Raw genomic sequence first — 25,673 nt, forward strand, 5'->3', positions numbered from 1 at the left:
CTGAGAAATCTGAACCAACTTGAGAATATCCATGCCGATGATGGCAGGATCTGAAAGGAAACTAAAATGGCACTATCAATTCGTTTGGCCCGTGGTGGCGCAAAGAAACGTCCTTACTACCGTGTTGTTGTTGCTGACAGCCGCAGGCGCCGTGACGGCCGCTTTATTGAAAAAGTAGGCATTTACAACCCAATGCTTCCTAAAGGTGATGAAGGTCGCGTGAAGCTTGATGTTGATCGTATCAAAGAATGGATGGCTAAAGGCGCGCAGCCTTCTGACCGTGTTTCTCGTTTTTTGGAAGCTGCTGGTGTTCTTGACGCCAAGAAGCGCGATAATCCAAATAAAGCGAAGCCTGGTACGAAAGCGCTAGAGCGTATCGAAGAGAAAAAAGAAAAAGCTGAAGCTTTAGCTGCTGCGGCTGCAGAAGCTGCTGCTGCACCAGCGGAAGAGCCTGCTGCAGAAGAAGGGCCAGCAGAAGAAGCCGCTGCTGAATAAGCAATTCCGCTTTTACGAACAATTGAAGCGCGTTGGTGTTCCAGCGCGCTTTTCTTATAAGAAGCCTTTTTCTTTTAAGGTGTCCACGCGGCTACGGGAAATAGGTATCATCATACCGTTCTTAAGCTGTGCTTTGTAATCCCGGTTTTGCTTGCTTATGGTTTCAATTGCATCAGCAGAAATCCACCATGAGCGATGCACTTGAAAGCCGGGAAAGTTTTCCAGTTCATTCACTGCATCCGTCATTCTCATATGTACTAGTATGCTTCCCTTAGCTGTGTGGACTCTGAGATAATGATCTTCCATTTCAAGGCATATAAGGTCGGCACCCATCTCAGGCGACAGCCGATTCAAAAACTTTTGCCCTGGCTGAGGGCTTGTTGTGGCTTTTGTCTCATACTCTGAAAATTCAAATTTAATCGCGACAATACTGATGCTGCCGATAACAAGCAGCGTCAGTACAAAACTTTCCGCTATCCACCATAGATAAATATCTGCGCCGTAGCTTAAAGGTGTGTTGTAAGAAACAAGTATATAGTCAAAAACGATACTGAGCAGCAAAACAGGAACTGCATTTATCGCGGAATAGAGTGTCATAGCGATAAGCGTGTTAGTATTTGTCAAGCGCGGGAATAACCATCTTGCGGTTATTCCGCTTGATGCCATCAGTATTAGTGCATGACCAAGCCATTCTCCTGCGCCGAGCACAAAATCCAACTCGCCGTTGCTGTCATAAGGTAAAAGGAAGGCAAGGATTGTTGCTGTTAGCAGCAACAATCCACATTTGTGTGCTCGGCCTTTGCCGTCTTGTGTGCTCCAGAAATCTACCAGCAATTTCAGCACCACTATTTCATCTCCGCATTAGATGGAAGTCTTCTTTCATATTTAGTCACGCTTGCTGCGAAGTAAACAGTCAACCTGAATGGATGACAGATGACGATGATGTTAGACGACTGACGAACATCATCGGACCATTTGCGTAAAGCGCCTTGTATATCAGTCCTTTGCCAAGGCATGTCGGCTTCAATTGTTGTATGTACATTGCCAGATTATTGGAGATAGGCATGATGGAATTTATGAATACCCTGATTGATGAAACACAGCTTTATGCGTGGGAAGTTGAGCTTGGAGACTGGTTCTATATCGTCTCGTTTGCTTTTCTGGGGTTTGAGCTACTCAGGCTAGCTGTCAAAAAGATGCTTTCATGGAATATGATTGGCGATACTGTTTCCAACTTTCTTACGCAGGTCGGTTTCATAATCATAGCGTTTGCGATTTTTGGTGTTGGCATTGGCCTCCAGTTTTACATGTTTGAATACTGGAGCATTACACAGCTTCCAATCAATGGTTGGACCATTGTTGCAGGTATCATTTTTGCAGACTTTATTTATTATTGGGAGCATCGCTTCGAACATAGAAATAGTCTTGGTTGGTCAACTCATGCGGTGCACCACAGTTCTCCATATTTCAATATTTCTGTCGCTTACCGTTTTGGCCCCATTGATAGCTTGTTTCCGATCGCTTTCTTTCTGCCGATGGTCGTGCTCGGCTTTCACCCCGCAGTTGTATTGTTTGGTGAAGCCTTTGTTTTATTATACCAAACCTTTTTGCATACAGAAACCATCGGTAAACTCTCGCGCCCTATTGAAGCCGTGTTCAATACGCCAGCACATCACCGAGTTCATCATGGCTCCAATCCTCAGTATTTAGATAAGAATTACGGTGGTATGTTGATCATATGGGACAGAATGTTCGGCACCTTCGAAGAAGAAAAGGAGAAGGTCGTTTATGGCCTGACAGAGCAAATAATGAGTGTAAACCCGTTTAAGGTTTTCTTCTGTGGTTTTATATGGCTCGCCAAGCGCATTGCGCGTACGCCGGGGTTCACAAATAAAATGAAAGCCCTTGTTATGCCGCCGGACTGGGAACCAACATGCAAATGATTATCAAAAGGTTAGTGCAAAACGGCGGGGTTTAATTTTACGGGTGCAATACCACATAAAGCTTATGAGAAGTTTGCGCCTCATGACTAAAATTAAGCTTATCGCTATCGGCTTGTTGTTGGCGGCGTTAATCGGGACGTGGTTATACTGGCAGCATAATATCGAATGGGCGGCGCGTGTTGCATGGGGGGAAGCGCGTGGTGAGCCTGACGGGGGAATGCAGGCCGTGCTGAACGTAATGGCCAACCGCAAACGCGATCCACGCTTCCCAAATAGTTTGGCGAGTGTAGCGCGGCAACCATTTCAATTTTCAGCCTATAACACAGATGATCCCAATAAAAATAAGCTTGAGGCCGTTGAAGAAACCGATCCTGAGTTTAGGCATGCTGTGAGATTAGCCACATTCGCCCAACTGGGGTTATTGTGGGATATTACCGACGGCGCGACTTATTTTCATCATGATAAAATTGAACCACCAACTTATCTTTCGGATGCAGAAGTAACTATGGTTATTGGTAGTCATGTATTCTACAAAAATGTATCTGTTGAAAATTAAGTATGGTTGATCAGTCAGCATGACTAGTAGAGTTATTGTTTTAAATGGTGTTTCCAGTTCTGGAAAGACGACCCTTGCACTGGAGTTGCAGCGACAGCTTTCAGAGAACTACTTACGTTGTTCCTTAGATATGTTTTGGAATATGACACCTCCAATGGTGCCAGCTAGCTCAGTTAGTTTTCCTAAATTAAAACCTGCTATGGCTCAGTGCGTCAGAGCATTGGTTGAAACAGGTCATAATGTGATTGTTGATACAATCTATTCTGGAGAAGAAACTCAGTTTGAGATGAATCAAGCGCTTGATGGCATTAAGAAGGTTACGGTGAAGGTCGAATGTGACCTTAGGGTCTTGAAGCAAAGAGAAAAGAAACGCGGTGATAGAAAAATTGGGCTGGCAGAGTCTCAATTAGAAACGGTTCATGAAGGTGTATGTTATGATTTGACGATTAATACATCTGGCAAATCAGTGGTTGATTCTGCACAGTTTCTAATTGATTTCGTCAAAACGGCTTAGAATCAATAGCGTTGACTCAATATTCGTAGGGTCATAGATATGCCGCGAATGAATTTAGAAAGGTTCATCGATGGCTAAAGCTGTAAACACATATGATAAAGCGGGCGTTGACGGAGACTGGATCTGCGTTGGGGCTCTTGCTGCGCCGCACGGCGTCAAAGGTGATGTACGCCTGAAGTCGTTCACAGAAAACCCAGTATCTATTTTTAAATTTAAGGACCTACGATTAGGTGCGGATGGCAAGGCTATTTTATTGTCCAAGAAAGCCAAGAATAAAGATGGCTTCATTGTTCATATTGATGGTTTCGACACGCCTGAGGCCGCTGCTGCATTTTCTGGCAAACAGCTTTATATCCGCCGCGATTTCCTGCCTCAGGCTGCTGATGATGAGTATTATCTCACAGACTTGATCGGCCTTGAAGCGCGTGATGAGCACGGCACTAGAATTGGAGTAGTTGAAGCTGTCGAAAATTTCGGCGCTGAAGACTTGATCGAACTGATTCTCGATGAACCGGTAAAAGGACTGGGACGTTTTGCTCTAATACCTTTCCGTAAGCTGTTAGTTCCGACCGTAGATATAAAGGGCGGCTTCCTTACTGTTGCTTTCACTGATTGGCAGGAAACACAAACCGGAAAACAGGCAGAAAGCCAGATGGATCAAGGCGGTAGCTCGTGAATCCATTGTTCACAGCACAAATTTTAACCCTGTTCCCGGAAATGTTCCCGGGCCCACTTGGTGCATCGCTTGCTGGGCGCGGGTTAGAGGCAGGAAAATGGGCACTAAAAACACTGGACATTCGAGATTTTTCGAGCGATAAGCACCGCTCGGTGGACGATACCCCCGCAGGCGGTGGCCCGGGGATGGTAATGCGAGCCGATATTTTGGGTAAAGCGATTGATGCTGCGAAAGCAGGCGCAGACCCTAAATGGCCAGTTGTTTATATGTCGCCGCGCGGTCGAAAATTCGATCAAGCCGAGGCGAAAAGGTGGCAACAGGCAGGTGGTGTGACGCTCTTGTGCGGACGCTTCGAAGGTGTTGATGAACGCGTTCTTGAGGCCCGCGATGTTGAGGAGATAAGCATCGGTGATTTTGTGTTGTCTGGCGGTGAGCCAGCAGCGCTTGTTATGCTCGATGCAGTTGTGCGGCTTTTGCCCGGTATTATGGGTGCAGCCGAAACACTGGTTGAGGAAAGTTTTGAAAGCGGGCTTCTTGAATACCCGCACTATACCAGACCACAGGTTTGGGAAGGACGAGAGATACCGGACGTTTTGACGAGCGGCCATCATGGTAAAGTCGCTGAATGGCGACAGACAAAAGCAGAAGAGATAACCCGGATACGCCGGCCAGACATGTGGTCGTCCTATGTGCGGGACAAGAAAGAAAAGGTCTAATACGATGAATACAATTCAAAAGCTTGAGCAAGAGCAAATCGCGAAGCTCACAGAAGGTAAAGAAATTCCAGAATTTGCTGCGGGTGATACACTACGCATTGCAGTTAAAATTCGCGAAGGCGAGCGTGAGCGGATTCAGGCATTTGAAGGTGTGTGTATCGCACGCGCCAACAAAGGTATCAGCTCAAACTTTACAGTACGCAAACTTTCATACGGTGAAGGTGTGGAGCGTGTGTTCCCGCTTTATGGTCCTGTTGTTGAAAGCATCACTGTTGTACGCCGCGGTAAAGTACGTCGTGCGAAGCTATACTACCTTCGTGGTCGTACTGGTAAATCAGCACGTATCGCTGAAAAGAAAGATTTCGGACGTAAGTAATCGTCCGCAGCCATACGGTGCTTATTTAAACAAGCGTTCCGGAATGAGCGAGAATAAAAAGAGGCAGGATAATTTCCTGTCTCTTTTTTTATTGCTATATGTTCATTGTAGGAGAATGCAATGAGCAGAAGAGACACATCTCACTTTTCTTATCGCAAAGCTGAAATGGATGATATCCCTGCGGTGACTGCCGTAATGGAAGCCGCCATTTCCGAGCTTATGAATGATTTCCTGAGCGCTGATCAGGTGGAAGCTTCTCATGAAGTCATGGGTCTGGATACACAGCTTATCAAAGACGGTATGTATTATCTGATACTTGAAGGCGACAATATTGTTGGGTGCGGCGGTTGGTCTAATCGCGCAACGCTTTATGGAAACAACAGTACCAAAGGTAGAGACGGAACTCTTTTAGACCCAGTCCGTGATGCCGCGCGTATTCGGGCAATGTATACGCACCCAGGTCATGTTCGCCGCGGTATTGGTGGTTTGATCATGGACCTTTGTGAGGCGAAAGCAGCAGAGCATGGGTTTTCAAGCTGTGAATTGATGGCGACACTGGCAGGTGAACCATTATACCGAAGTTGTGGCTATGAAACAGTGACAAAGGAAGATGCGCTTGCTTCGAACGGTGTTAAAGTGCCGCTAATAAAGATGCGAAAGCCTATTTAGCAAATTGCTCAACACGCCTTATATTTTGCGTAATAATATTTCAAATTGACACTTTTTGCTTTTAATATATTGCGTAAACCTGATCAGCTAGATAAGGACGGTGTTGAGAGTTTATCTCACTCCCTTTTTGTATTTTGAGACTAATACCATGCCGCAAACCATGTACGATAAAATCTGGAAACATCATCTGGTTGAGAATCGTGGTGAAGATGTTGCGCTTATTTATATTGACCGACATCTGGTGCATGAAGTTACAAGCCCGCAAGCGTTTGATGGCTTGAAGGCTGCAGGGCGCGATATTCACAGGCGCGACTCTATTATTGCTGTACCTGATCATAACGTGCCCACCAAAAACCGTTACCTGAAAAACCCGGATCCAATGTCTATTGCGCAACTGGAAGCGCTAGAAGCAAATGCATTAGCTTACGGCCTGGATTACATCCCAATCGATGATGTACGCCAAGGAATTGTACATGTTATAGGACCTGAGCAGGGCTTCACTCAGCCAGGTATTACGATGGTTTGCGGCGATAGTCATACGTCCACACACGGCGCATTCGGTGCGCTTGCTTTCGGTATTGGTACAAGTGAGGTGGAGCATGTGCTTGCCACACAAACGTTGTTGTTGAAAAAAGCCAAAAACATGCGTGTTACCGTTAACGGTGTTTTGCCGATTGGCTGTTCTGCAAAAGATGTAGCCCTTGCAATCATTGGCCGTGTTGGTACAGCGGGTGGTACAGGCCATATTATTGAATATGCGGGTTCCGTTATTGAAGCTTTGTCTATGGAAGGCCGTATGACGCTTTGTAACATGTCAATTGAGGCTGGTGCACGTGCCGGCCTTGTGGCACCAGACGAAAAGACGTTTGATTACCTTAGGGGAAGACCATACGCGCCGAAAGCGGGACAGTGGAGCGCTGCTGTTGCTCATTGGCGCTCACTCAGCAGCGATGACGACGCGCTATTTGACAAAGAGATTTTCCTATCGGGCGATGATATTGTGCCGCAAGTTACATGGGGAACAAGCCCGGAAGATGTTGTGCCAGTAACAGGCAAGGTACCGGCACCTGAAACATTTGATGAGCCATCCAAACAAGAAGGAGCAGAGAAGGCGCTCAGCTATATGGGCCTTTCTGCGGGGCAGGCGATCACGGATATTAATGTTGACCGCGTATTTATTGGCTCCTGTACCAATAGCCGTATTGAAGATATGCGCGAAGCGGCAGCAATTGTTAAGGGCCGAAAGAAAGCAGCAAACGTCATTGAGGCACTTGTTGTACCGGGTTCTGGTCTGGTGAAGGCACAAGCAGAAGAAGAAGGCCTTGATCAAATCTTCATTGATGCTGGTTTTGAGTGGCGCGAGCCTGGGTGTTCCATGTGTCTTGCCATGAACCCTGACAAAGCAGGCGCAGGTGAGCATGTTGCATCAACCAGCAACCGTAATTTTGTTAGCCGTCAAGGGCCAGGCGCGCGCACGCATTTGGTCAGCCCGGCAATGGCAGCTGCGGCAGGTATTGCGGGCCATTTTGTCGATGTGCGCGATTTTCAGGGTGAAGGGTAGCGAGAATGGAAAAATTTACCAAAATTACATCAATTGCTACACCGTTTCCACGCGCGAATGTAGATACGGATATCATCATCCCAGCGCAGCACTTGAAATCGATAAAGCGTACAGGCTTCGGTGAACATGCCTTTGAAAGCGTGCGCTATAACGCGGATGGAAGCCGTGTTGAAGGCAATGTTTTTGACAGCAAGCGCTATAGTGGTGCGAATATCCTGATTGCAGGCGATAATTTTGGCTGTGGTTCCAGCAGGGAGCATGCGCCGTGGGCAATTAACGAGCTTGGATACCGCTGTATTATAGCGCCTAGTTTTGCCGATATTTTTGCTGGAAATTGTATTAAAAATGGCATTCTCACTGTCACTTTATCACAAGGCGATGTTGATGCTTTGGTTGTTGCGGCCGAAGCTGGGCATCAAATTACCGTTGACCTTGAAGAACAAACAGTCACTTGTGAAAATGCTTTGTACCGGTTTGACTTTAACCCAACGCACAAGGATATGTTGATGCAGGGTCTTGATGAAATTGGACAAACATTAACGGCAAAAAAAGCAATCACCTCGTTTGAAGCGAAACAGAAAATGATGACACCTTGGCTGTATCGCTGAGGCCTGGAAACTCCCCAAAGGCACCAATAATATGACATCTCATAAGATTACAATTTTGCCGGGCGACGGTATCGGCCCGGAAATCATGCGTGAAGTACGCCGCGTAATGAACTGGGTAGAATATGCTTTCGACGTATCTTTCAATGTAACCGAAGGCCTGATTGGGGGCTGTTCATATGAGGAACACGGCGAGCCCTTGACTGATAACACGCTGAGTATCGCACGCGCGTCAGATGCTATTCTTATGGGCGCTGTTGGCGGCCCGCAGTGGGATGGTAAAGTTGAGTATGCCAAACGTCCTGAGGCTGGCCTTCTGCGTCTGCGAAAAGAGCTTGATTTGTTCGCGAACCTGCGCCCTGCTATGTGCTTTGATGCACTTGCGGATGCGTCCAGCCTGAAACATGAACTTGTCGCTGGCTTGGATATTCTTTTTGTGCGTGAGCTGGCAGGCGGTGTTTATTTTGGCGAGCCACGTGGTATCGAGGATTTGCCGGGAGGCGGTCGTGTAGGGATCAATACACAGCGATATACTGATGTAGAAATTATCCGAATTTCCCGTGTTGCTTTTGATATGGCGCGCAAACGCAGTGGCCGTGTTCATAGTGCCGAAAAATCTAACGTGATGGAAAGCGGCCTGTTGTGGCGCGAAGAAGTAACCAAACTTCATGCTGCTGAATACAGTGATGTTGCACTTGAGCATATTCTTGCAGACAACTGCGTGATGCAGCTTGTTAAAGCCCCGAAGCAGTTTGACGTTATTCTAACGGATAACCTCTTTGGTGATCTGCTTTCGGATGCTGCCGCTATGCTTACTGGTTCGCTTGGCATGTTGCCTTCAGCGTCTTTGGGTAATGGCGGACCAGGTTTGTATGAGCCCGTTCACGGATCTGCACCTGATATTGCGGGCCAAAATCTTGCAAACCCGATCGCGGCGGTTCTCAGTTTCGCAATGGCACTGCGTTATTCTCTTGATATGGGCGATGCGGCTGATCAAGTTGAAGCGGCAATTGCCAAAACTTTGGAGACAGGCGCGCGCACGCCGGATATCTGGAGCGAAGGTACAAGACGTGTGGGTACACATGAAATGGGTGATGCCATTATGACAGCACTTAAAAGCTAATCTGGCTCACACAAAAATATTAACTGACTCTTGTGCGTCCATTGGTTATAGACGGCGCAAACAAGCTCCCCAAGCTATCTTCTAGGAGAAATTAAATGGGTTTTCGTGTCGCTGTTGTTGGTGCGACCGGTAACGTCGGTCGTGAAATGTTAAATATCCTTGCAGAGCGTGATTTTCCGGCATCGGAAGTGATTGCTATCGCTTCGCGTCGCTCAATGGGCCAAATCGTCGATTTCGGCGATAAGGAACTGAAGATCCTTGCACTGGATACGTTTGACTTCAAAGATATTGATGTTGCGTTTTTTGCTGCTGGTTCCAGCGTTTCCAAAGAGTTTGCGCCGAAAGCTGCCGCAGCAGGCGCTGTCGTTATTGATAACTCCTCTCTTTACCGTATGGACCCCGACGTACCGTTGGTTGTACCTGAAGTAAACGCGGAAGACCTGAAGAAGTTTGCCAAGAAAAACATCGTAGCAAACCCAAACTGTTCTACGGCACAAATGCTTGTCGCTTTGAAGCCTCTTCATGATGTCGCGAAAATCAAGCGTATTGTCGTGTCCACCTACCAATCTGTTTCTGGTGCGGGCAATGCTGCAATGGATGAGTTGTTTCGCCAGACACGTGCTGTGTTTGTAAATGACAACATTGAAGTTGAAAACTTCTCGAAGCAAATCGCTTTTAATGTGATCCCTCATATCGATGTCTTCATGGATGATGGCTACACCAAAGAAGAGTGGAAGCTGATGGCGGAAACACACAAAATGCTGGACCCGGACATCAAAGTTTCAGCGACAGCGGTACGTGTGCCGGTTTTCATCGGTCATGCTGAAGCAATTAATATTGAGTTTGCAAAACCGATTAGTGAAGATGAAGCGCGTGAAGCATTGCGCAATGCCCCGGGTTGTCTTGTTGTAGATAAACGCGAAGATGGTGGTTATATCACGCCTATCGATTGTGTCGGTGATTTTGCCACTTATGTGTCGCGCATTCGCAAAGATGCGACGCTTAAAAATGGCCTTAACATCTGGGTTGTTTCTGATAATTTGCGCAAAGGCGCAGCGTTGAATGCGATCCAAATTGCAGAGTCTATGCTGAATCAGGGCTTATTATCTGCTGACTAGGTATGTGCAGTTATAAGAATTAAGCTAAAGCGGTTGCACAAGGTGTTGCCGCTTTTTTATTGCGTTACGGCCTCTGCTTCGATGAAACTATATACGTAAATACAATATTGAGAGATGATGGAATGGTTACTCCGCGACGAAGCGTTTTGTTTATGCCGGGCTCCAATGCTCGTGCGCATGAAAAAGCAAAGACAATTGATGCGGACACAATTGTCTTTGATCTTGAAGATGCTGTTGCTCCTTCAGCTAAGTCGGATGCGCGTTCATTGGTGCTTACTGCGTTATCATCAGATGATTATGGTCACCGAGAGCGTGTTGTTCGCATTAATGGCACGGATACAGATTGGTGGCAGGAGGACATTGCGGCAATTGCTAAGGCTAATCCATCAGCCATTGTCGTCCCTAAAGTGGAAACACCGGAAACGATCGTTCATGTTGTTGCAGAAATTACGCGGCATGCACCAAATAATACATCCGCGATTTGGGTCATGATGGAAACGCCGCTTGGTTTTTTGAATGCAGCAGATATTGCGAGCGGGCACCCGCGGCTGACAACGCTTGTTATTGGTACAAATGATCTGGTTAAAGATTTACGCGCCTCGCATACGAAAGGGCGTGAACCTGTCATTACAGCACTTGGGATGGCCCTTCTGGCTGGGCGTGCGCATAACCTTACAGTGCTTGATGGTGTTTATAACGATTTCAATGACGATGTTGGTCTGGCTGCGGAATGCAAACAGGCATGCGCTATGGGCTTTGATGGTAAAACACTCATTCACCCAGCCCAGGTTGACACTGCTAATCGCATATTCGCGCCTGATGCTGCTGCGATTGATGAGGCAAAGCGTATGATAGAGGCGTTTACAGCGGCTAAAGCAGAAGGCAAGGGCGTTACTGTGCTGGATGGGCGCATGATTGAGGAGTTGCACCTTGTTGAGGCGCGGCGTGTTACTGCTATGGCCGAGGCAATTAAAGAGCGATAACCCTTATCAGGGCCTAGTTAGTAATATCACCGGAGCGAGTCTCTTCCAGGTTTTGCCCGATATGTTTATTTAGGAATTGCGCTGCTTCCGTTAATGCAGTCAGCCTGGATTGAGCTGTTACCATATGGTGAGTGCCGTCTGTAATTTTAACAAAGGTACTATCTTTATTGAGTTTTCTCAGGCGCTTATGCATGTCCTGTGACATTTCCCAGGGCACTCGTGCATCGTCGACGGATGACATCAACAAAACAGGGACATTAATATCTTTAGCGCGATGATATGGTGAAACTTCGGCGTCTTTCGAGCCTTCCAAGCCCATGCGCTGTGTCCATGAGCGGCCGCCAATGGCGCTTTTGCGATCACCGCTTTTGAGTTTGGGCAGATTCATTACACCGTTAACTGATATAGCACATCTATATATATCGGGTTCTTTGATTACACCCATTATGGCAGCGTAACCTCCGTAAGATGAGCCTGCAATGCAAATACGATTTGGGTCGGAGTAACCTTCTGTGATCAACCATTTAGTTGCGTCGGTTACATCATCTTGCATTAAACCGCCCCATTGATTGTGCCCCGCTTGTTCAAATGCAGGACCATATCCTCCGGAGCCTCTAAAGTTTGGTTTCAAAACCAAATAGCCACGGCTGCTATAAAACTGTGCTTCATAATCCCATTCGGCGGTATCACGTACACCAAATGGTCCACCGTGAGGCATTACGATTGTAGGCAAATTCTTGAGTTCTTTGCCTTGAGGGACCACTATATATCCGGGTATTTTGCTGCCATCTCGTACCGGAATTTTTACTGGCTTAACAGTTGCCATCAAAGCGGGGTCAATTTTTTCCCGCGAATTTCCCAAAAGCATCAATTCGCCATTGGGTCGGTCATAAATGTAGTAATCGCCTGGGTTTCGGTCGTTCTTGGACAAGATAGTATACCAGTCTTTGGACTTAACATGGCTTAATATAGTGTTCACACTTCTTGGTAGGGCGCGGTCAATTGTGGCCTGAATCGTCGCCATATTTGCGCTAATGTATTGAACCCTTGTGAAATTGTTAGTGAATACAATACCTTCAATGCGGCCTGTTTCTGGGTTTTCAAAAATTCCATTAATATCAACACTTTCATTCACAAAAACGGTATCTGTTATTTCCTCGGTTTCCAGATTGAGCTCATAAATGCCCATCGTGCCGTGTTGAGATGGGCCCCGGACATATAAGGTATTGGGCTTGGATGAAAATCCTTCAATATTGTATTTTTCACCCCACTCTGTTTTTTTTAAGTCTTTCCAAAACCCACCATCCTGCATGTATTTTACGACCCATCTGGATTTTAAGTATCCATTGCCGAGACGCATCCTGGAATTGTTATCCGTATACCAATTTTGTATGCCGTTAATGGGATGCCTTTTAAGGCGGCGATGCCCTTCTTTTAAGTTGGTCAGGTATACTTCCGCGAGACCATCCAGATTTAAATCCAGTTCCAGCAAGATATGATCGGGGTCGTCGGGGAGCATGTCGACAATACGTTCGCTTTGGGAAACCAATTCTTTCTGTGATGCTTTTGGTTTTCCGAGCCAGGTGAACTCCTGTGTTTCAAGACTTAGGCTGAACCAGCGTGTTTCTGATGTTTTACCATCAAAAATTTCCCGTTCTAATGTCATGCTACTCTGAATGAGAATATAGTTATTGTTTGCCCAGCGAAACGTTCTGAAACTTGCCATGGCAGGCGACGGTACCTGAAAAGCGTTTTCGCCGTCTAATTCTTGTATAACCAAATTTCTACGGCCATTCTTTTCAGTGAAAAAAGCCAGTTTCTCTCCATTTGGTGAGATGCGGGCATTACTGAAGCTTGGTAGTGCTGCAAAGGCTTCCACAGGAATATCAGAAGGTGTAATCGCTGCTTCGTTAGCTCTTGAATGCGGTGCGGCTACGACTACCAAAATAATAATTAGTAGTCGTACTCCAGATACCGTTAGTCGCTCATGTGTGATCATGAAATTGTCGCCCTATGGAAACAGTTTCCATTTTAATGAAGCTGTTGTGGTCATAATTATGCACCTAAAGCATATGCTTTAGTAAAGACGAAAACTAACACCACCTGTCAATGGGCGTATGGTTTACCGGCCAATATGTTTTGCCAAGAATTCTTCTGATGCTTTTAACTGTGTTAAGCGTGATTGAGCGGTCACCATGTAATGTGTACCTTCTGTTATTTTCACATATTGGCTCGTCTTTTTGAGTTTCTTGAGCTTTTTGTGTAGGTCACGCGACATCTTGTAAGGAACGCGAGCATCATCAACAGCAGACATTAAAAGAACCGGTGCACTTATATCTTCGGCACGGTGATAAGGCGAGACGTCTTTGTCACTAGCGCCTTCTAGTCCCATACGTGTTATCCATACTCGGCCACCGATAGTGTTTTTATCACCTACTTTCAGCTTCACCAAATTAGTAACGCCGTTTACCGATATGGCACATTTATATAATCCTGGCTCTTTTATCACGCCCATTAGGGATGCGTATCCACCATATGACGAGCCTGCAATACATATACGATCAGGGTCGGCATAGCCTTCATCGATTAGCCACCTGGTTGCGTCAGTGACATCATCTTGCATTAAACCGCCCCATTGCATGTTACCTGCGTTTTCGAATGCATAGCCATAGCCTTCGGACCCGCGAAAATTTGGCTTCAATACAAGGTAACCTCGACTGGCATAGAACTGTGCTTCATAATCCCATGAAGCATCGTCTCGAGCCCAAGGGCCGCCATGTGGCAGTACAATAGTAGGTAAATTTTTGTGGTCTTTGCCTTTGGGTAAAACCATATAAGCTGGTATCTCTGCGCCATCACGTGTGGGGATAGATACTTTATTAACAGTTGCCATCATTTCTGGGTCAATTTGCGGACGCACAGTTGTCATGAAATGAATCTGCTTTTTAGCGCGATCAAATATATAGTAAACACCAGGGTCACGATCATTTTCTGCGCGAATTAAATACCAATCTTTTTGAGCGACTGAATTCATGATGGTATTGATTGTGTCAGGTAACGCCTTATCAATTATGCGTTGTACTTTTCTTAACTCCTTATCAAAATACTCCACTCTAGTGTAATCGTTTGTGTATACCACGCCAGCAACTTGACCTGTTATCGGGTGTAGTGCCACTTCATCAATATCTACTTCCGGATGAGCGAATAAGCGCTCTGTGACTTCGCCGCTAGGTATATCAAGTTTATACAGCCCTTTAGTACCATATTCACTGGTGCCGCTTACATAGAGTGTATTCGGGTCCTCAGAAAATCCTTCTATATTGGCTTTTTGGAACCACTCAGTTTTGTTGAGATTAATCCAATTGCCTCCGGGCTGTCTGAATTTCACAGTCCATTTTTTGCCTCGATAACCGTAACCTAGCCTAATCTCAGAGTTTTGATCTGCGTACCAGTTTTGAATGCCTTCGTTCCCAATTTTAGCTGATCTTCGACGGCCGTTTCTGACATTTACTCTATAGACATCAGCCTTTCCGTCTAACTCGAAATCAAGCTGGACGAGTATATGATCAGGGTCGTCAGGCAACATGTCTACTATTCTCTCATGTTGAGACGTACGGGCACCAGAATCGCGTTTGTCTGGCTTTCCAAGCCATTCAAGGCGCATGTTCTCGAAATCCAATGAAAAGATACGTGTTTCCGTTGTTTTTCCTCTGAAAACATGCCGGTTCAGAGTGAGTATCGCACGAAGAAGTACAACGTTATCGTTGGCCCAAACGAAATCTAGATAACTCGTTTTCTCTGGTGGTGTCATTTGCATCGGGTTGTCGCCGTTTGTGTTCTGGACAAAGAATGTTTTTTCTCCGTCTAGTTCAACGAAATAGGCAAGTTTTTTACCTGATGGTGAAAGCCTCGCATCAACAAAGCCTGGCAGTGCAGCAAATGCTTCAGCCGGGATGTCCGCAGGTGAAGCATATGAAGGTTGCGCATGTGCAGGTAACAAAAACGACGATAAAATATAACTAAAGTTTATTACTGCGGCACTAATGAAAGCACGGTAATGCGTTTGCATAAATAGTATCCCTGAAATGTCATAATTAGCCCTGTCGAAAACATAAACGCCGGAAACGTGCAAAATCAACACCCAAAAGTTGTAAATTTTTCAGAAAACCACAAACGAGCCCCCAGCGTACAAATGTTACATCTCTGCTTGAAAGGCAGGAAGGACAGGTCTAAAACAAATTGGCGAATCCAGTAAGAAACTGGGCCCATATGTTTGCAGGGCTGAACGGCAAACATATGGTGTATTAATTTCTGTCAGGGGACAATACATGGCACAAGCGAAGCGCCCGCTTTCTCCGCATCTTCAGGTTTATCGCTGGGGATGGCATATGGCTGCGTCTATTATTAACCGTGCAACAGGTGTTGCGCTCGCTGTTGGTACTATTTTGTTGGCATGGTGGTTTGTTGCCATGGCAACTGGTCACGAATATTTTGCAACAGTGCAAGGCTATGCTGGGTCCATGATTGGACGGCTTGTATTATTTGGCCTGACTTTTTGCCTGATGCAGCATTTGGCAGGTGGTATTCGCCATCTCTTTATGGACACAGGCAGAATGTATGACCTGAAAATCAATACATCATCTGCGCGATTTACCTTCATATTCTCCGTACTGGCGACACTGGGCACTTGGTTTGCTGCCTATAAAGTGATGGGAGTGCTTTGAGATGACAGATATGAAAACACCTATCGCTAAAGTGCGCGGTCTTGGCTCTGCCAAAGACGGCACACATCACTGGTTAAGCCAGCGTGTAACAGCTATTGCAAATATTCCATTGATCTTGTTCGTTGTGGTTTCTTTTGTAGGCAATGCCGGTAAAGGCCATGCGGAATGGGTTGCCTGGCTTAAACAACCTGTTGTTTCTGTACTTATGATCCTGTTCGTTGCTAATTTGGTTTATCATATGCGCCTTGGTTTGCAGGTTGTCATTGAGGACTATGTCCATGACCATGGCACCAAATTTGCCAGTATGATCCTGATTACTTTCGCTTGCGTGCTGATTGGTGCGCTTAGTATTTTTTCAATTCTTCGTATCGCGTTTGGGGGATAAGTTATTATGTCGAACGCCTATCCCATTACACTCCACACCTATGACGCCGTTGTCGTCGGCGCAGGTGGTTCTGGCCTTCGTGCTACTATGGGCCTTGCAGAAGCAGGCTTGAAAACTGCATGTATCACTAAAGTTTTTCCAACACGATCCCATACTGTTGCCGCGCAGGGGGGTATTGCTGCCAGCCTTGGCAATATGGGCAAGGATACTTGGCAGTGGCACATGTATGACACTGTTAAAGGCTCAGACTGGCTTGGTGATCAAGACGCTATCGAATATATGGTGCGTGAAGCACCCGCTGCCGTTTATGAGCTGGAACACTATGGTGTGCCTTTCTCGCGTACAGAAGAAGGCAAGATTTACCAACGTGCCTTTGGCGGTATGACCACGGAATTTGGTGAAGGGCCAGCAGCGCAGCGCACATGTGCCGCAGCTGACCGAACAGGCCATGCCATGTTGCACGCGCTTTATCAGCAGTCGCTCAAGTATGACAGTGATTTCTACATCGAATATTTCGCGATCGATATGATCATGGAAGATGGTGAGTGTCGCGGTGTGATTGCGATGAACATGGAAGATGGCTCGCTGCATGCGTTCCGCTCGAAAGCGACCGTGATGGCGACAGGCGGTTATGGCCGTGCCTATTTCTCGGCCACATCTGCCCATACATGTACTGGTGATGGCGGCGGTATGGTGCTGCGTGCAGGCCTTAGCCTGCAAGACCTTGAGTTCGTTCAGTTCCATCCAACCGGTATTTACGGTGCAGGTGTGTTGATCACAGAAGGTGCACGCGGTGAAGGTGGTATTCTGATCAATTCGGAAGGCGAGCGTTTCATGGAGCGTTATGCACCTTCCGCTAAAGATTTGGCGAGCCGTGATGTGGTGTCACGCTCGATCTCCAATGAAATTCGGGAAGGTCGCGGTGTTGGCGCGATGAAGGATCATATGTATCTGCACCTTGATCATCTTGATCCTGCAGTGCTGCATGAGCGACTACCAGGTATTTCCGAAAGCGCAAAAATTTTCGCAGGTGTGGATGTTACCAAAGAACCAATCCCGATCTTGCCAACTGTTCACTACAATATGGGTGGTATTCCGACGAACTACCACGGCGAAGTGATCAACCCGACCAAGGGTAATCCTGACAATATTGTGCCAGGCTTGTTCGCGATTGGTGAAGCCGCGTGTGTGTCTGTCCATGGTGCAAACCGTTTAGGTTCGAACTCATTGATTGATCTGGTGGTGTTTGGCCGTGCGGTTGGTAAGCGTGTACCTGAGCTTGTGAAGGCTGGTGAAACGCAGAAACCATTACCTGCAGGTTACGCTGACATGGCGCTTGGTCGCCTTGATAAGGCTCGCTATGCAGATGGCAGCATTTCCACAGCAGAACTGCGGTTGAAAATGCAGCGCACGATGCAAAATAACTGTGCAGTGTTCAGAACAGAAGAAGTGCTAGCCGAAGGCGTTGAGCAAATTGACGAAATTTCTGCTGGCCTCGGTGACATTAAAACAACGGATCGCTCTCTTGTGTGGAACAGTGATTTGATTGAAACCCTTGAGCTGGATAACCTGATGGGACAAGCCGTGCTGACGATGCACAGCGCGGCAGCGCGCAAGGAAAGCCGCGGTGCGCACATGCATGAAGATTACCCTGATAGGGACGACAAAAACTGGATGAAGCACACAGCGTGCTGGTATGATGGTAAAGACGTGAAGCTCGGCGAACGCCCTGTGCATGATTATACCTTCAGTGAAGAAGTCGAATATATCAAACCCAAAGCGCGTGTGTATTAAGGGAAGGAATTAAGACAATGGCTGAATTTACACTTCCCAAGAACTCAACGGTTGGCAAAGGCAAAACTGTGAAAGCGGACGGTGCCACCAATGTACGTCCATTCCATGTATATCGTTGGAATCCTGATGACGGTGAAAATCCGCATATGGATACCTTTGAGGTAGATATGGATAACTGCGGGCCAATGGTTTTGGATGCGTTGATCAAAATCAAAAACGAGATGGACAGCACAGTGACGTTCCGCCGGTCTTGCCGCGAAGGTGTTTGTGGTTCATGTGCCATGAATATCAACGGCAAAAACGGGTTGGCTTGTACAACGGCGATTGAAGACGCCAAAGGTGATGTTGCTATTACACCGCTGCCGCATCAGGAGGTCGTGAAAGACTTGGTGCCGGATCTTAGCAACTTTTACGCGCAGTATGCATCGATCAAGCCATGGATGCAGACACAGTCACCAACACCTGAGAAAGAGCGGCTGCAGAGCCACGAAGACCGTGAAAAGCTGGACGGTCTATATGAGTGTATCCTGTGTGCGTGTTGTTCAACATCTTGCCCAAGTTATTGGTGGAACGATGATAAATATCTGGGTCCTGCCGTGTTGCTGCAATCATACCGTTGGTTGATCGATAGCCGTGATGAAGCAACGGGTGAACGGTTGGATGACTTGGAAGATCCGTTCCGTCTCTATCGTTGCCACACCATTATGAACTGTGCAAATGCGTGCCCGAAAGGCCTTAACCCGGCCAAGGCAATTGCAGAGATTAAGAAGATGATGGTTGAGCGTCAGGGTTGATTTTCTCTAAGGGTTGATGTTGAAAAGAGTGTTCATTGCAAAGTGAGCGCTCTTTTTATTTTTTGGGAGCCTATATCAACGTGGAGGGTGCGTCTGAATTTGTTTTCGAAAAGTCAACGGGATCAAGTTTTGTACCCTTGCAGGTAAATTAATGTACAGGATATTTTCCGGGCCATCAGAAAAATTGTTTAGTTTCCATAACAGCAGCAACATTGCCCCATAAACGGAACTACCAATGCCTACCTTCAGGGCTAGAACAGCTAATGTGGGCCATTCTGCGAATGCAGGTAGTATATACAACGCACCCACCATAGTGAGCCCTGCAATAATTGGCCGTAAACCCAATGTAAATATGCTAATATTGGAATCTAGTTTGTTGAGAAGATAACGCGTTTCGATTATCAGCACCAAAAACGATAAGGACGAATATGTTATCGCTACGGCGATTGGTCCGTATAAAATTCCAGCTAAAACGCAACCGATTAAATAGCTACATCCGCGACCAACCCAGAAGAAAGCGGCTTTTTTTTGCAGTCCTGCCGTCGCAAAGCTGCTTTGATTTATTTCCCCTATAGATTGGCACGCTGTTCCAATCGCTAGCAATGTTAGGAATGGCCCTGCTTCAGTCCATTGGTTCCCAAGCAGCACCAGTACTAGTTCATCGGCTGTCATTGCAATGCCGAATGATAGTCCAGTGGCTATGATTAGTGCGGCACCAAAAATATTTGCTGTTGCAGCAGCATGTCTTTTTGTGTCGTTTTTCATACGAGAAAGTGCAGGTAACATGGCTTCTCTCACGGGGCCGATTATGTCTGCTATCAGTACGCGTGCTAAGTCGCGTGATATATGATAAATGCCAAAAAAGGCGGTGCTGGCGGTACTGCGAATGACATACTCATCTGACGTATTTGAAAAATATGAAGCCAAACTTCTTACATAAGTCCAGAAAGCAAAATTACTGTGTTTGCTGAGTCTGCTTAGTGATAAGCGTGGTTTATATGGTCGAATAAAGTGCGTAATTACTACATTTGAGCTCGAGGACAGTATTGCGCCGAAAACCAGTGCCCAATGTGATTTGAGAATGATGGCAACAATGATCACAGTTGTTACTTGAATAACCTTATTGCCTGATTTTAACATGAATGCCGTTTTGAATTTTAGCTCTCGTAGTAGCATGGGAGCAGCGGGACTAGCTAGAGCGTCAATCAGGGGAATAATCGCCATTATTTGTAGTAATGGTATGACCCGCACATCTTTTAAGAAGTTGGCAATTAAAGGCGATAAAAAGTATACTGCAATACCAATAAGGACACTCAGAATTAGGCGCAGTGTCCAAAGTGTATCAATATCCTGTTTTTCTAGGTTTTTTTCTTTAACGACAGCTTCACTGAAGCCTGTCTCTTTCAATAATAGAAAGAAGCCAAGAATAAGTGCAGCTGTTCCAAAGAGGCCGAAGTCTTCAGGTGTAAGTAGGCGAGCCAGTACAGTAACTGAAACAAGCCCAAGCAAACGCACGACAAAGCGCGTTGCAATCATGATTGCGGCACCTGCAAAAGCAGTTTCACCCAAATTAAGGGTATCGTCTTCTTGCGGCGTCTTGGGGTTATCGTTCACGGTATTCCAGTTTCTTGAAGAACAAACAGTTTATATACGCTATCTTTGCGCAATTGAATGTTTAATTATTACTGAGATCGCAACTCCGGTAGATAGCGTTTGTTTGTTAAAGGCAGCAGGTAACAGCTGGTCGCGGGTGACATAAGGGGAGAAGCAATATTATGACTGGAGCTGAAGACAAAATAGAATTGTCTGGAAAGTGTGTATGCGGCGCTGTTGGTATTCATACATTGTCGGCAAGCCCGCATGTTGGTGCGTGTCATTGCAATATGTGCCGGCAATGGGGTGGCGGTGCGTATATGTCCGTTGATTGTGGCACTGACGTATCATTTAGTGGTGAAGAAAACATAAAGGTTTTCTCGTCTTCAACATGGGCAGAGCGCGGGTTTTGCCAAGGTTGCGGCACGCATGTATTTTATCGCATCAAGGAAACGGGACAATTGATGATGGCCGCTGGTTTGTTCAAAGAGCAGGATGCTTTTGTGAATATGGATCGTCAGGTTTTCATCGATGAAAAACCAGCATATTACACGTTTGCAGAAGATACCAAAAACATGACAGGTGCGGAAGTTTTTGCCATATATGGCCCAGGCGGATAATTTGACCTGAGCTGTAATTCAAGCTGATTCAGCTACGTATCGCGGGTATGTGTTTTTAGCGGTTTTTGGTAATTCAAGGTCAATTTCTAACGTTGTAAATGGGTTGTCTTTGTTTGTTGTTGCCAATACGTTCCCGTCTGGGTCGATAATCCAACCCATGCCGCCGCAATTAGCCTTGTCTCCAACCGGTCGCCACAAATTTGATGATAAGCAGTAAGCACCAGAGCATATGGCCGCTGCTTGGCCGCCAGCTAACCATTTGTCGAGGGATGTATGTGTTGTCGCTCGTGGTACACAGAGCAAGTCAACTTTTGCTTTGCTGTAATGGCGCGCCCATTCGAAGAACCACATTTCAGTACATATCTGAACGCCGATCCGCATACCTAGTGCGTGCGCGGTATCAAAGTTTTTGGAACCACGATCATACCAATTATGTTCCCAATAACCAGGTTCATTAGGTAAAAATACTTTCTCATGAAATCCAACAGCACTAGTACTTTCTGTCCAAACATAGGCTTGGTTTCGCGGACTGCCGGTCGCTTTGGTAACTGGGCGTGTGCTAACAATAGCTTTTGACCCGAGCGTGTTCAGTCTCTTTATGTATTGAGTGTGGCTGTCGACAGCAGCATCCCACTTGGCGGCATTGCGTGTTTCATCTGCAGCGAGCCAATCGGAAAAAGCCATTTCTGGTAAAAGAAGGAAGTCAGTGTTTTCTTTCGCAATATGATCAGCCAGGCGTTTCAGATTATCGTCCCGTGCTTCATCACCGGGGTTCAATTCGCAAACAGTTACTTTCACTGCCCAACTCCTTTTTATTAGATCACGCTATGGTCATAACGTGTCAGGCGATAAGCTTCAATCTTGCAAAAACCGCGCTTGTAGTTTTAGCCTGCGTTCAGGTGTTAGTCCCATTGCATTTGTAAGGTACTGGTCAACCGAACCATATTCTTTGGAAATGATAGCAAGTGCAGCACGCAGGAAATCAGGCTCGACACCAACAAGGGGGTGCACATCTTTCGCCGCGATAACACGGCCCGCTTTCTCACTCATAAGTTTGGCATAATGGGTGGTTGTTGCCTCTAGATCAACGGCGTCATTGGTTAGCATGAAATCCTCGAATATCTGATCTTCATCAATATTGAGTGCAGTCATAATTAATCCGCCAGCAATGCCTGTACGATCCTTGCCGGCGGTGCAGTGAAATAAAGCCGCCTTGTCATCATGCTCATCAATAAGAACATCGAACAATTTCTTGATACCGTCAGCATTCGCAATCGGGATGGTTTCAAATGCGAGAATAAATTGTTCACGTAGCTCTGTTGCGGGGAACGGCGCTGTTGCTAAGCGCTCATATAGTTCACGTACCCAAGCTGCTGCGTTACCCCCTATGGGTGTTGAATGATAATTGGGTTGCCATGCGGCAGGCCAAATTGCGGGCTGGCGTTCCAGCTCAGACGGCGAGCGAAAATCAATGACGGAAGAGATGTTGCGTTTGGCAACAAGTGACACTGCATCATCTTGCATTTCGGCGAAATGGCCAGATCGGTACAACTGACCCCATTTGATTGGGCGACCATCATGGCTGGTATAACCACCCATATCACGGAAATTTTTTATACCAGGTAGTTGGATAATCCGCTGATGCGTCAATTGAGCCTCCGTTTATTAGTCATGTATGTCCTGCATGATGTGGGGTGCGCTGTGCTGCAGTCAAACGCTCATGATCATTTGTTCAAATAGTTACAGATATGTTTGAGAATAGTATGTCAGCATGTTAGGAACAAAATAAGCAGTGTTAATTGAGTGAAGTCTTTGGAATCAGACGACGAAAATGCGTTACTGGCTGTTTATCGTGCGTGCCAGCAGAACGGTGAGATACGCCCTGATGTTGATCAGGCAAGAGTGGTTGACAGGTTGGCCCGGTTATACGATGAGCTGCTTAATTATCCGGAAATAAGTGATCGGCGTGCGGGGCTTTCGATAAAAAGCTGGCGCTTGGCGCATTTTTTTCGCTGGTCCGGCGGCGACAAATCACCGCCTAAAGGTGTTTACTTATACGGCGGTGTTGGCCGCGGCAAATCCATGTTGATGGATTTATTCTATGAAGTCGCACCGCTTAAAGCCAAGCGCCGTGTGCATTTTCATGAATTTATGCTGGATATTCATGCGCGGATCAAGGTGTGGCGCGGATTGTCAGGCAAGGAGCGTGCGGCACTTGGTGGACGCGCTAGTTCAGATGATCCTATTCCTGCTGTTGCTGGCCAAATTGCGCGCGAGGCTACATTGTTGTGCTTTGATGAGCTTCAGGTGACAGATATTGCCGACGCAATGGTGCTGGGGCGTTTGTTTAAAGAAATGCTTGAGCGTGGTGTTGTTATTGTATCCACCTCAAATAGACCACCAGAGGACCTCTATAAAGGTGGGCTGAACCGCCAGCTTTTCCTGCCATTTATCGAGATGATCAAAGATACCTTTGATGTGAGGACGCTCAACGGTGAAACTGATTATCGTTATGATCGCCTTAAGGGGGTGCAAACTTATTATGCGCCCATTGACGAAGTAAGCACTAAGGCATTGTCAGATGCCTTTTTTCGGCTGACTGACCGCGATGTTGAAGATGCTGACAAAGTACCGTCCGAAACGCTAACAGTACAAGGACGTAAGCTTTTTGTACCAAAAGCTGCCCGCGGCGTGGCTGTGTTTTCATTCAAACGTTTATGTGCAAACCCGTTAGGGTCCGCAGATTATTTGACTATAGCACGCGCTTATCACACGGTCATTATGGTTGCCGTACCGCGGTTAACTAAAGACAAACGTAATGAAGCAAAGCGCTTTGTCACATTTATCGATGCGCTGTATGAACACGGCGTTAAATTTCTGTGTTCTGCCGAAGTGTATCCGGATGAGTTATATCCATCTGGTGATGGTTCATTTGAGTTTGAGCGTACAGTATCGCGCTTGATGGAAATGCAGTCCGAGGAGTATCTTGCGCGTGGCCACGGTAAGGTCGGTAACACTGAAGGTGATGATTTTGATGGCAATAGTCAAAATCTATCAGGTTAAATGTACGGCATTTTCGAGTCGCAAGCGTAACGATTTCGTGTGTGGATAATGAGTTTTAGAAGAAAAACGTAATGTTTTTGGAGTGATTTTGGCAAAAAATCTGTATTTTTATTTAGAAAATATGAGCAAATACGCAAAAAACATGGCGAATTGACTAAAAAGATACATTTAAAAGGGTGAAAATTACTTAAGGTAACGTTTCCTCAATAAATCAGTTGGAAGCTAGGGCAATGATGGGTTGTCTGCCCCGAATAAACGCGCTAGTTACCTCGCATATTATTCTTTCGTTTTAGTTGCGGCATTCGGATTTATAGCCGCTTAAATATTTCGCTGGAGCATTTCATGGCACGTAAAAAAATAGCACTAATCGGCGGCGGTCAAATTGGTGGCACGCTGGCGCATCTCGCAGCCCTCAAAGAAATGGGTGATGTGGTTCTTTTCGACATCGTTGAGGGGTTACCACAAGGTAAAACACTTGATCTGGCACAGTCGTCTGCTGTTGAGGGTTTTAATGCCGTTATGAAAGGTGCCAATGACTACTCCGAAATTGCAGGTGCTGATGTTGTTATCGTAACTGCGGGTGTTGCACGCAAGCCAGGCATGAGCCGCGATGACCTTCTGGGTATCAACCTGAAAGTAATGAAAGCTGTTGGTGAGGGTATTGCGGCAAACGCACCTGATGCATTTGTTATCTGTATCACTAATCCGCTGGATGCAATGGTATGGGCATTGCAAAAATTCTCTGGCTTGCCATCACATAAAGTGTGCGGCATGGCAGGCGTGCTTGATAGCTCGCGCTTTAGCCATTTCCTCGCTGACGAATTTAATGTTTCCATTGAAGATGTAACAACGTTTGTTCTTGGCGGTCACGGCGATACGATGGTGCCGCTAACGCGTTACTCAACAGTGGCAGGCATTCCTGTTCCTGACCTGGTGAAGATGGGTTGGTCAACGCAGGAAAAAATTGACGAGATCGTTCAGCGGACGCGTGATGGCGGTGCCGAGATCGTTGGTTTGTTGAAAACAGGCTCTGCCTTTTATGCACCAGCGACAAGCGCCATTGAAATGGCTGAAAGCTACCTTAAAGACAAGCGTCGCCTTCTGCCGTGTGCTGCATACTTGAGCGGTGAATACGGCCTTAATGATATGTATGTCGGTGTACCTGTCATTATTGGTGCGAACGGTATCGAGCAAGTTGTCGAAATTGAATTGATCGGCGAAGAGAAATCTGGCTTTGACCATTCTGTTGATGCCGTTAAAGGCTTGATGGAAGCATGTACTGCAATTGACGGATCGCTTGGTTAAGCGATCCTTTTTCTTAGGTTCTTACTTATAACCGGATATGAAAGCCAATCAGATATGAAA

General features: G+C 46.4%; 26 protein-coding genes. 20 read left to right on the plus strand and 6 right to left on the minus strand.

All coding sequences use genetic code 11. The features are described from left to right. The first annotated feature begins 66 nt into the window (after positions 1-66). Positions 67-495: a 30S ribosomal protein S16 gene (rpsP, locus tag OEU88_RS17670; protein ID WP_394805209.1), complete on the plus strand. Its 429-nt coding sequence runs from the start codon at positions 67-69 to the stop codon at positions 493-495. A 54-nt stretch (positions 496-549) separates the two neighbouring features. Here the strand turns inward: rpsP and OEU88_RS04490 are convergent, their stop codons facing one another. Then, positions 550-1,341, minus strand: coding sequence for a LytTR family DNA-binding domain-containing protein (locus OEU88_RS04490; RefSeq protein ID WP_262693912.1), 792 nt, complete (start codon positions 1,339-1,341; stop codon positions 550-552). A 221-nt stretch (positions 1,342-1,562) separates the two neighbouring features. On the opposite strand from OEU88_RS04490, the gene OEU88_RS04495 reads away from it, so the two are divergent. From OEU88_RS04495 to OEU88_RS04550, 12 genes are all read left to right on the plus strand, one after another. Next, positions 1,563-2,438 carry a sterol desaturase family protein gene (locus tag OEU88_RS04495; RefSeq protein ID WP_394805229.1) on the plus strand — a complete coding sequence of 292 codons (876 nt, stop codon included), beginning with the start codon at positions 1,563-1,565 and terminating at the stop codon, positions 2,436-2,438. Positions 2,439-2,520: 82 nt separating this feature from the next. Next, entirely contained in the window at positions 2,521-2,994 is a 474-nt protein-coding gene (locus tag OEU88_RS04500) for a cell wall hydrolase (protein ID WP_262693914.1), read from the plus strand. 19 nt (positions 2,995-3,013) lie between these two features. Continuing rightward, on the plus strand, positions 3,014-3,508 hold the full coding sequence (locus OEU88_RS04505) for a chloramphenicol phosphotransferase CPT family protein (protein ID WP_262693915.1): 495 nt from the start codon (positions 3,014-3,016) through the stop codon (positions 3,506-3,508). A 70-nt stretch (positions 3,509-3,578) separates the two neighbouring features. Then, entirely contained in the window at positions 3,579-4,184 is a 606-nt protein-coding gene (gene rimM, locus OEU88_RS04510) for a ribosome maturation factor RimM (RefSeq protein WP_262693916.1), read from the plus strand. Next, positions 4,181-4,900 carry a tRNA (guanosine(37)-N1)-methyltransferase TrmD gene (trmD, locus tag OEU88_RS04515; protein ID WP_262693917.1) on the plus strand — a complete coding sequence of 240 codons (720 nt, stop codon included), beginning with the start codon at positions 4,181-4,183 and terminating at the stop codon, positions 4,898-4,900. Before rimM ends, trmD begins: the two co-directional genes overlap by 4 nt. Positions 4,901-4,904: 4 nt before the next feature. After that, positions 4,905-5,276, plus strand: a complete 372-nt coding sequence (gene rplS / locus OEU88_RS04520) for a 50S ribosomal protein L19 (protein WP_262693918.1) — start codon at positions 4,905-4,907, stop codon at positions 5,274-5,276. 120 nt (positions 5,277-5,396) lie between these two features. Next, a complete protein-coding gene (locus tag OEU88_RS04525; RefSeq protein ID WP_262693919.1) occupies positions 5,397-5,945 on the plus strand; it encodes a GNAT family N-acetyltransferase in 549 nt (182 codons plus the stop codon). A gap of 148 nt (positions 5,946-6,093) precedes the next feature. Next, positions 6,094-7,506 (plus strand): 3-isopropylmalate dehydratase large subunit, encoded by a 1,413-nt coding sequence (gene leuC, locus OEU88_RS04530; protein ID WP_262693920.1) that lies wholly within the window; start codon positions 6,094-6,096, stop codon positions 7,504-7,506. Between the two features lie 5 nt (positions 7,507-7,511). Then, positions 7,512-8,114: a 3-isopropylmalate dehydratase small subunit gene (gene leuD / locus OEU88_RS04535; protein WP_262693921.1), complete on the plus strand. Its 603-nt coding sequence runs from the start codon at positions 7,512-7,514 to the stop codon at positions 8,112-8,114. 31 nt (positions 8,115-8,145) lie between these two features. Next, positions 8,146-9,234, plus strand: a complete 1,089-nt coding sequence (gene leuB / locus OEU88_RS04540) for a 3-isopropylmalate dehydrogenase (RefSeq protein WP_262693922.1) — start codon at positions 8,146-8,148, stop codon at positions 9,232-9,234. 95 nt (positions 9,235-9,329) lie between these two features. After that, the gene (locus OEU88_RS04545) at positions 9,330-10,352 is read left to right on the plus strand and encodes an aspartate-semialdehyde dehydrogenase (RefSeq protein WP_262693923.1); all 1,023 of its coding nucleotides are present in this window, start codon (positions 9,330-9,332) and stop codon (positions 10,350-10,352) included. A gap of 122 nt (positions 10,353-10,474) precedes the next feature. Continuing rightward, a complete protein-coding gene (locus tag OEU88_RS04550) occupies positions 10,475-11,335 on the plus strand; it encodes an HpcH/HpaI aldolase/citrate lyase family protein (RefSeq protein WP_262693924.1) in 861 nt (286 codons plus the stop codon). Between the two features lie 13 nt (positions 11,336-11,348). Here the strand turns inward: OEU88_RS04550 and OEU88_RS04555 are convergent, their stop codons facing one another. Together OEU88_RS04555 and OEU88_RS04560 are read right to left on the minus strand one after the other, a co-directional pair. Then, positions 11,349-13,334, minus strand: a complete 1,986-nt coding sequence (locus OEU88_RS04555; RefSeq protein WP_262693925.1) for an alpha/beta hydrolase family protein — start codon at positions 13,332-13,334, stop codon at positions 11,349-11,351. 123 nt (positions 13,335-13,457) lie between these two features. Next, a complete protein-coding gene (locus OEU88_RS04560; protein WP_262693926.1) occupies positions 13,458-15,404 on the minus strand; it encodes an alpha/beta hydrolase family protein in 1,947 nt (648 codons plus the stop codon). 259 nt (positions 15,405-15,663) lie between these two features. On the opposite strand from OEU88_RS04560, the gene sdhC reads away from it, so the two are divergent. The 4 genes from sdhC to OEU88_RS04580 are packed head-to-tail and all read left to right on the plus strand — an operon-like array spanning position 15,664 to position 19,032. Continuing rightward, entirely contained in the window at positions 15,664-16,059 is a 396-nt protein-coding gene (sdhC, locus tag OEU88_RS04565; protein ID WP_262693927.1) for a succinate dehydrogenase, cytochrome b556 subunit, read from the plus strand. A gap of 1 nt (position 16,060) precedes the next feature. Next, positions 16,061-16,444 (plus strand): succinate dehydrogenase, hydrophobic membrane anchor protein, encoded by a 384-nt coding sequence (sdhD, locus tag OEU88_RS04570; protein ID WP_262693928.1) that lies wholly within the window; start codon positions 16,061-16,063, stop codon positions 16,442-16,444. Positions 16,445-16,450: 6 nt separating this feature from the next. Next, positions 16,451-18,238 carry a succinate dehydrogenase flavoprotein subunit gene (gene sdhA / locus OEU88_RS04575; RefSeq protein WP_262693929.1) on the plus strand — a complete coding sequence of 596 codons (1,788 nt, stop codon included), beginning with the start codon at positions 16,451-16,453 and terminating at the stop codon, positions 18,236-18,238. Positions 18,239-18,255: 17 nt separating this feature from the next. Then, positions 18,256-19,032 (plus strand): succinate dehydrogenase iron-sulfur subunit, encoded by a 777-nt coding sequence (locus tag OEU88_RS04580; protein ID WP_262693930.1) that lies wholly within the window; start codon positions 18,256-18,258, stop codon positions 19,030-19,032. A gap of 75 nt (positions 19,033-19,107) precedes the next feature. On the opposite strand, the gene OEU88_RS04585 is transcribed toward OEU88_RS04580, so the two are convergent. Continuing rightward, the gene (locus tag OEU88_RS04585; protein WP_262693931.1) at positions 19,108-20,646 is read right to left on the minus strand and encodes a lipopolysaccharide biosynthesis protein; all 1,539 of its coding nucleotides are present in this window, start codon (positions 20,644-20,646) and stop codon (positions 19,108-19,110) included. Between the two features lie 161 nt (positions 20,647-20,807). On the opposite strand from OEU88_RS04585, the gene OEU88_RS04590 reads away from it, so the two are divergent. After that, on the plus strand, positions 20,808-21,245 hold the full coding sequence (locus tag OEU88_RS04590) for a GFA family protein (RefSeq protein ID WP_262693932.1): 438 nt from the start codon (positions 20,808-20,810) through the stop codon (positions 21,243-21,245). Positions 21,246-21,263: 18 nt separating this feature from the next. Here the strand turns inward: OEU88_RS04590 and OEU88_RS04595 are convergent, their stop codons facing one another. Next, entirely contained in the window at positions 21,264-22,043 is a 780-nt protein-coding gene (locus tag OEU88_RS04595; RefSeq protein WP_262693933.1) for a carbon-nitrogen hydrolase family protein, read from the minus strand. Between the two features lie 57 nt (positions 22,044-22,100). Continuing rightward, entirely contained in the window at positions 22,101-22,895 is a 795-nt protein-coding gene (locus OEU88_RS04600) for a tyrosine-protein phosphatase (protein WP_262693935.1), read from the minus strand. 162 nt (positions 22,896-23,057) lie between these two features. On the opposite strand from OEU88_RS04600, the gene zapE reads away from it, so the two are divergent. Next, positions 23,058-24,308: a cell division protein ZapE gene (zapE, locus tag OEU88_RS04605; RefSeq protein WP_394805230.1), complete on the plus strand. Its 1,251-nt coding sequence runs from the start codon at positions 23,058-23,060 to the stop codon at positions 24,306-24,308. A 342-nt stretch (positions 24,309-24,650) separates the two neighbouring features. Continuing rightward, entirely contained in the window at positions 24,651-25,613 is a 963-nt protein-coding gene (gene mdh, locus OEU88_RS04610; RefSeq protein ID WP_262693937.1) for a malate dehydrogenase, read from the plus strand. Positions 25,614-25,673: the final 60 nt, after the last annotated feature.

The organism is Kordiimonas aquimaris, assembly GCF_025574485.1.
Lineage (GTDB): Bacteria > Pseudomonadota > Alphaproteobacteria > Sphingomonadales > Kordiimonadaceae > Kordiimonas > Kordiimonas aquimaris.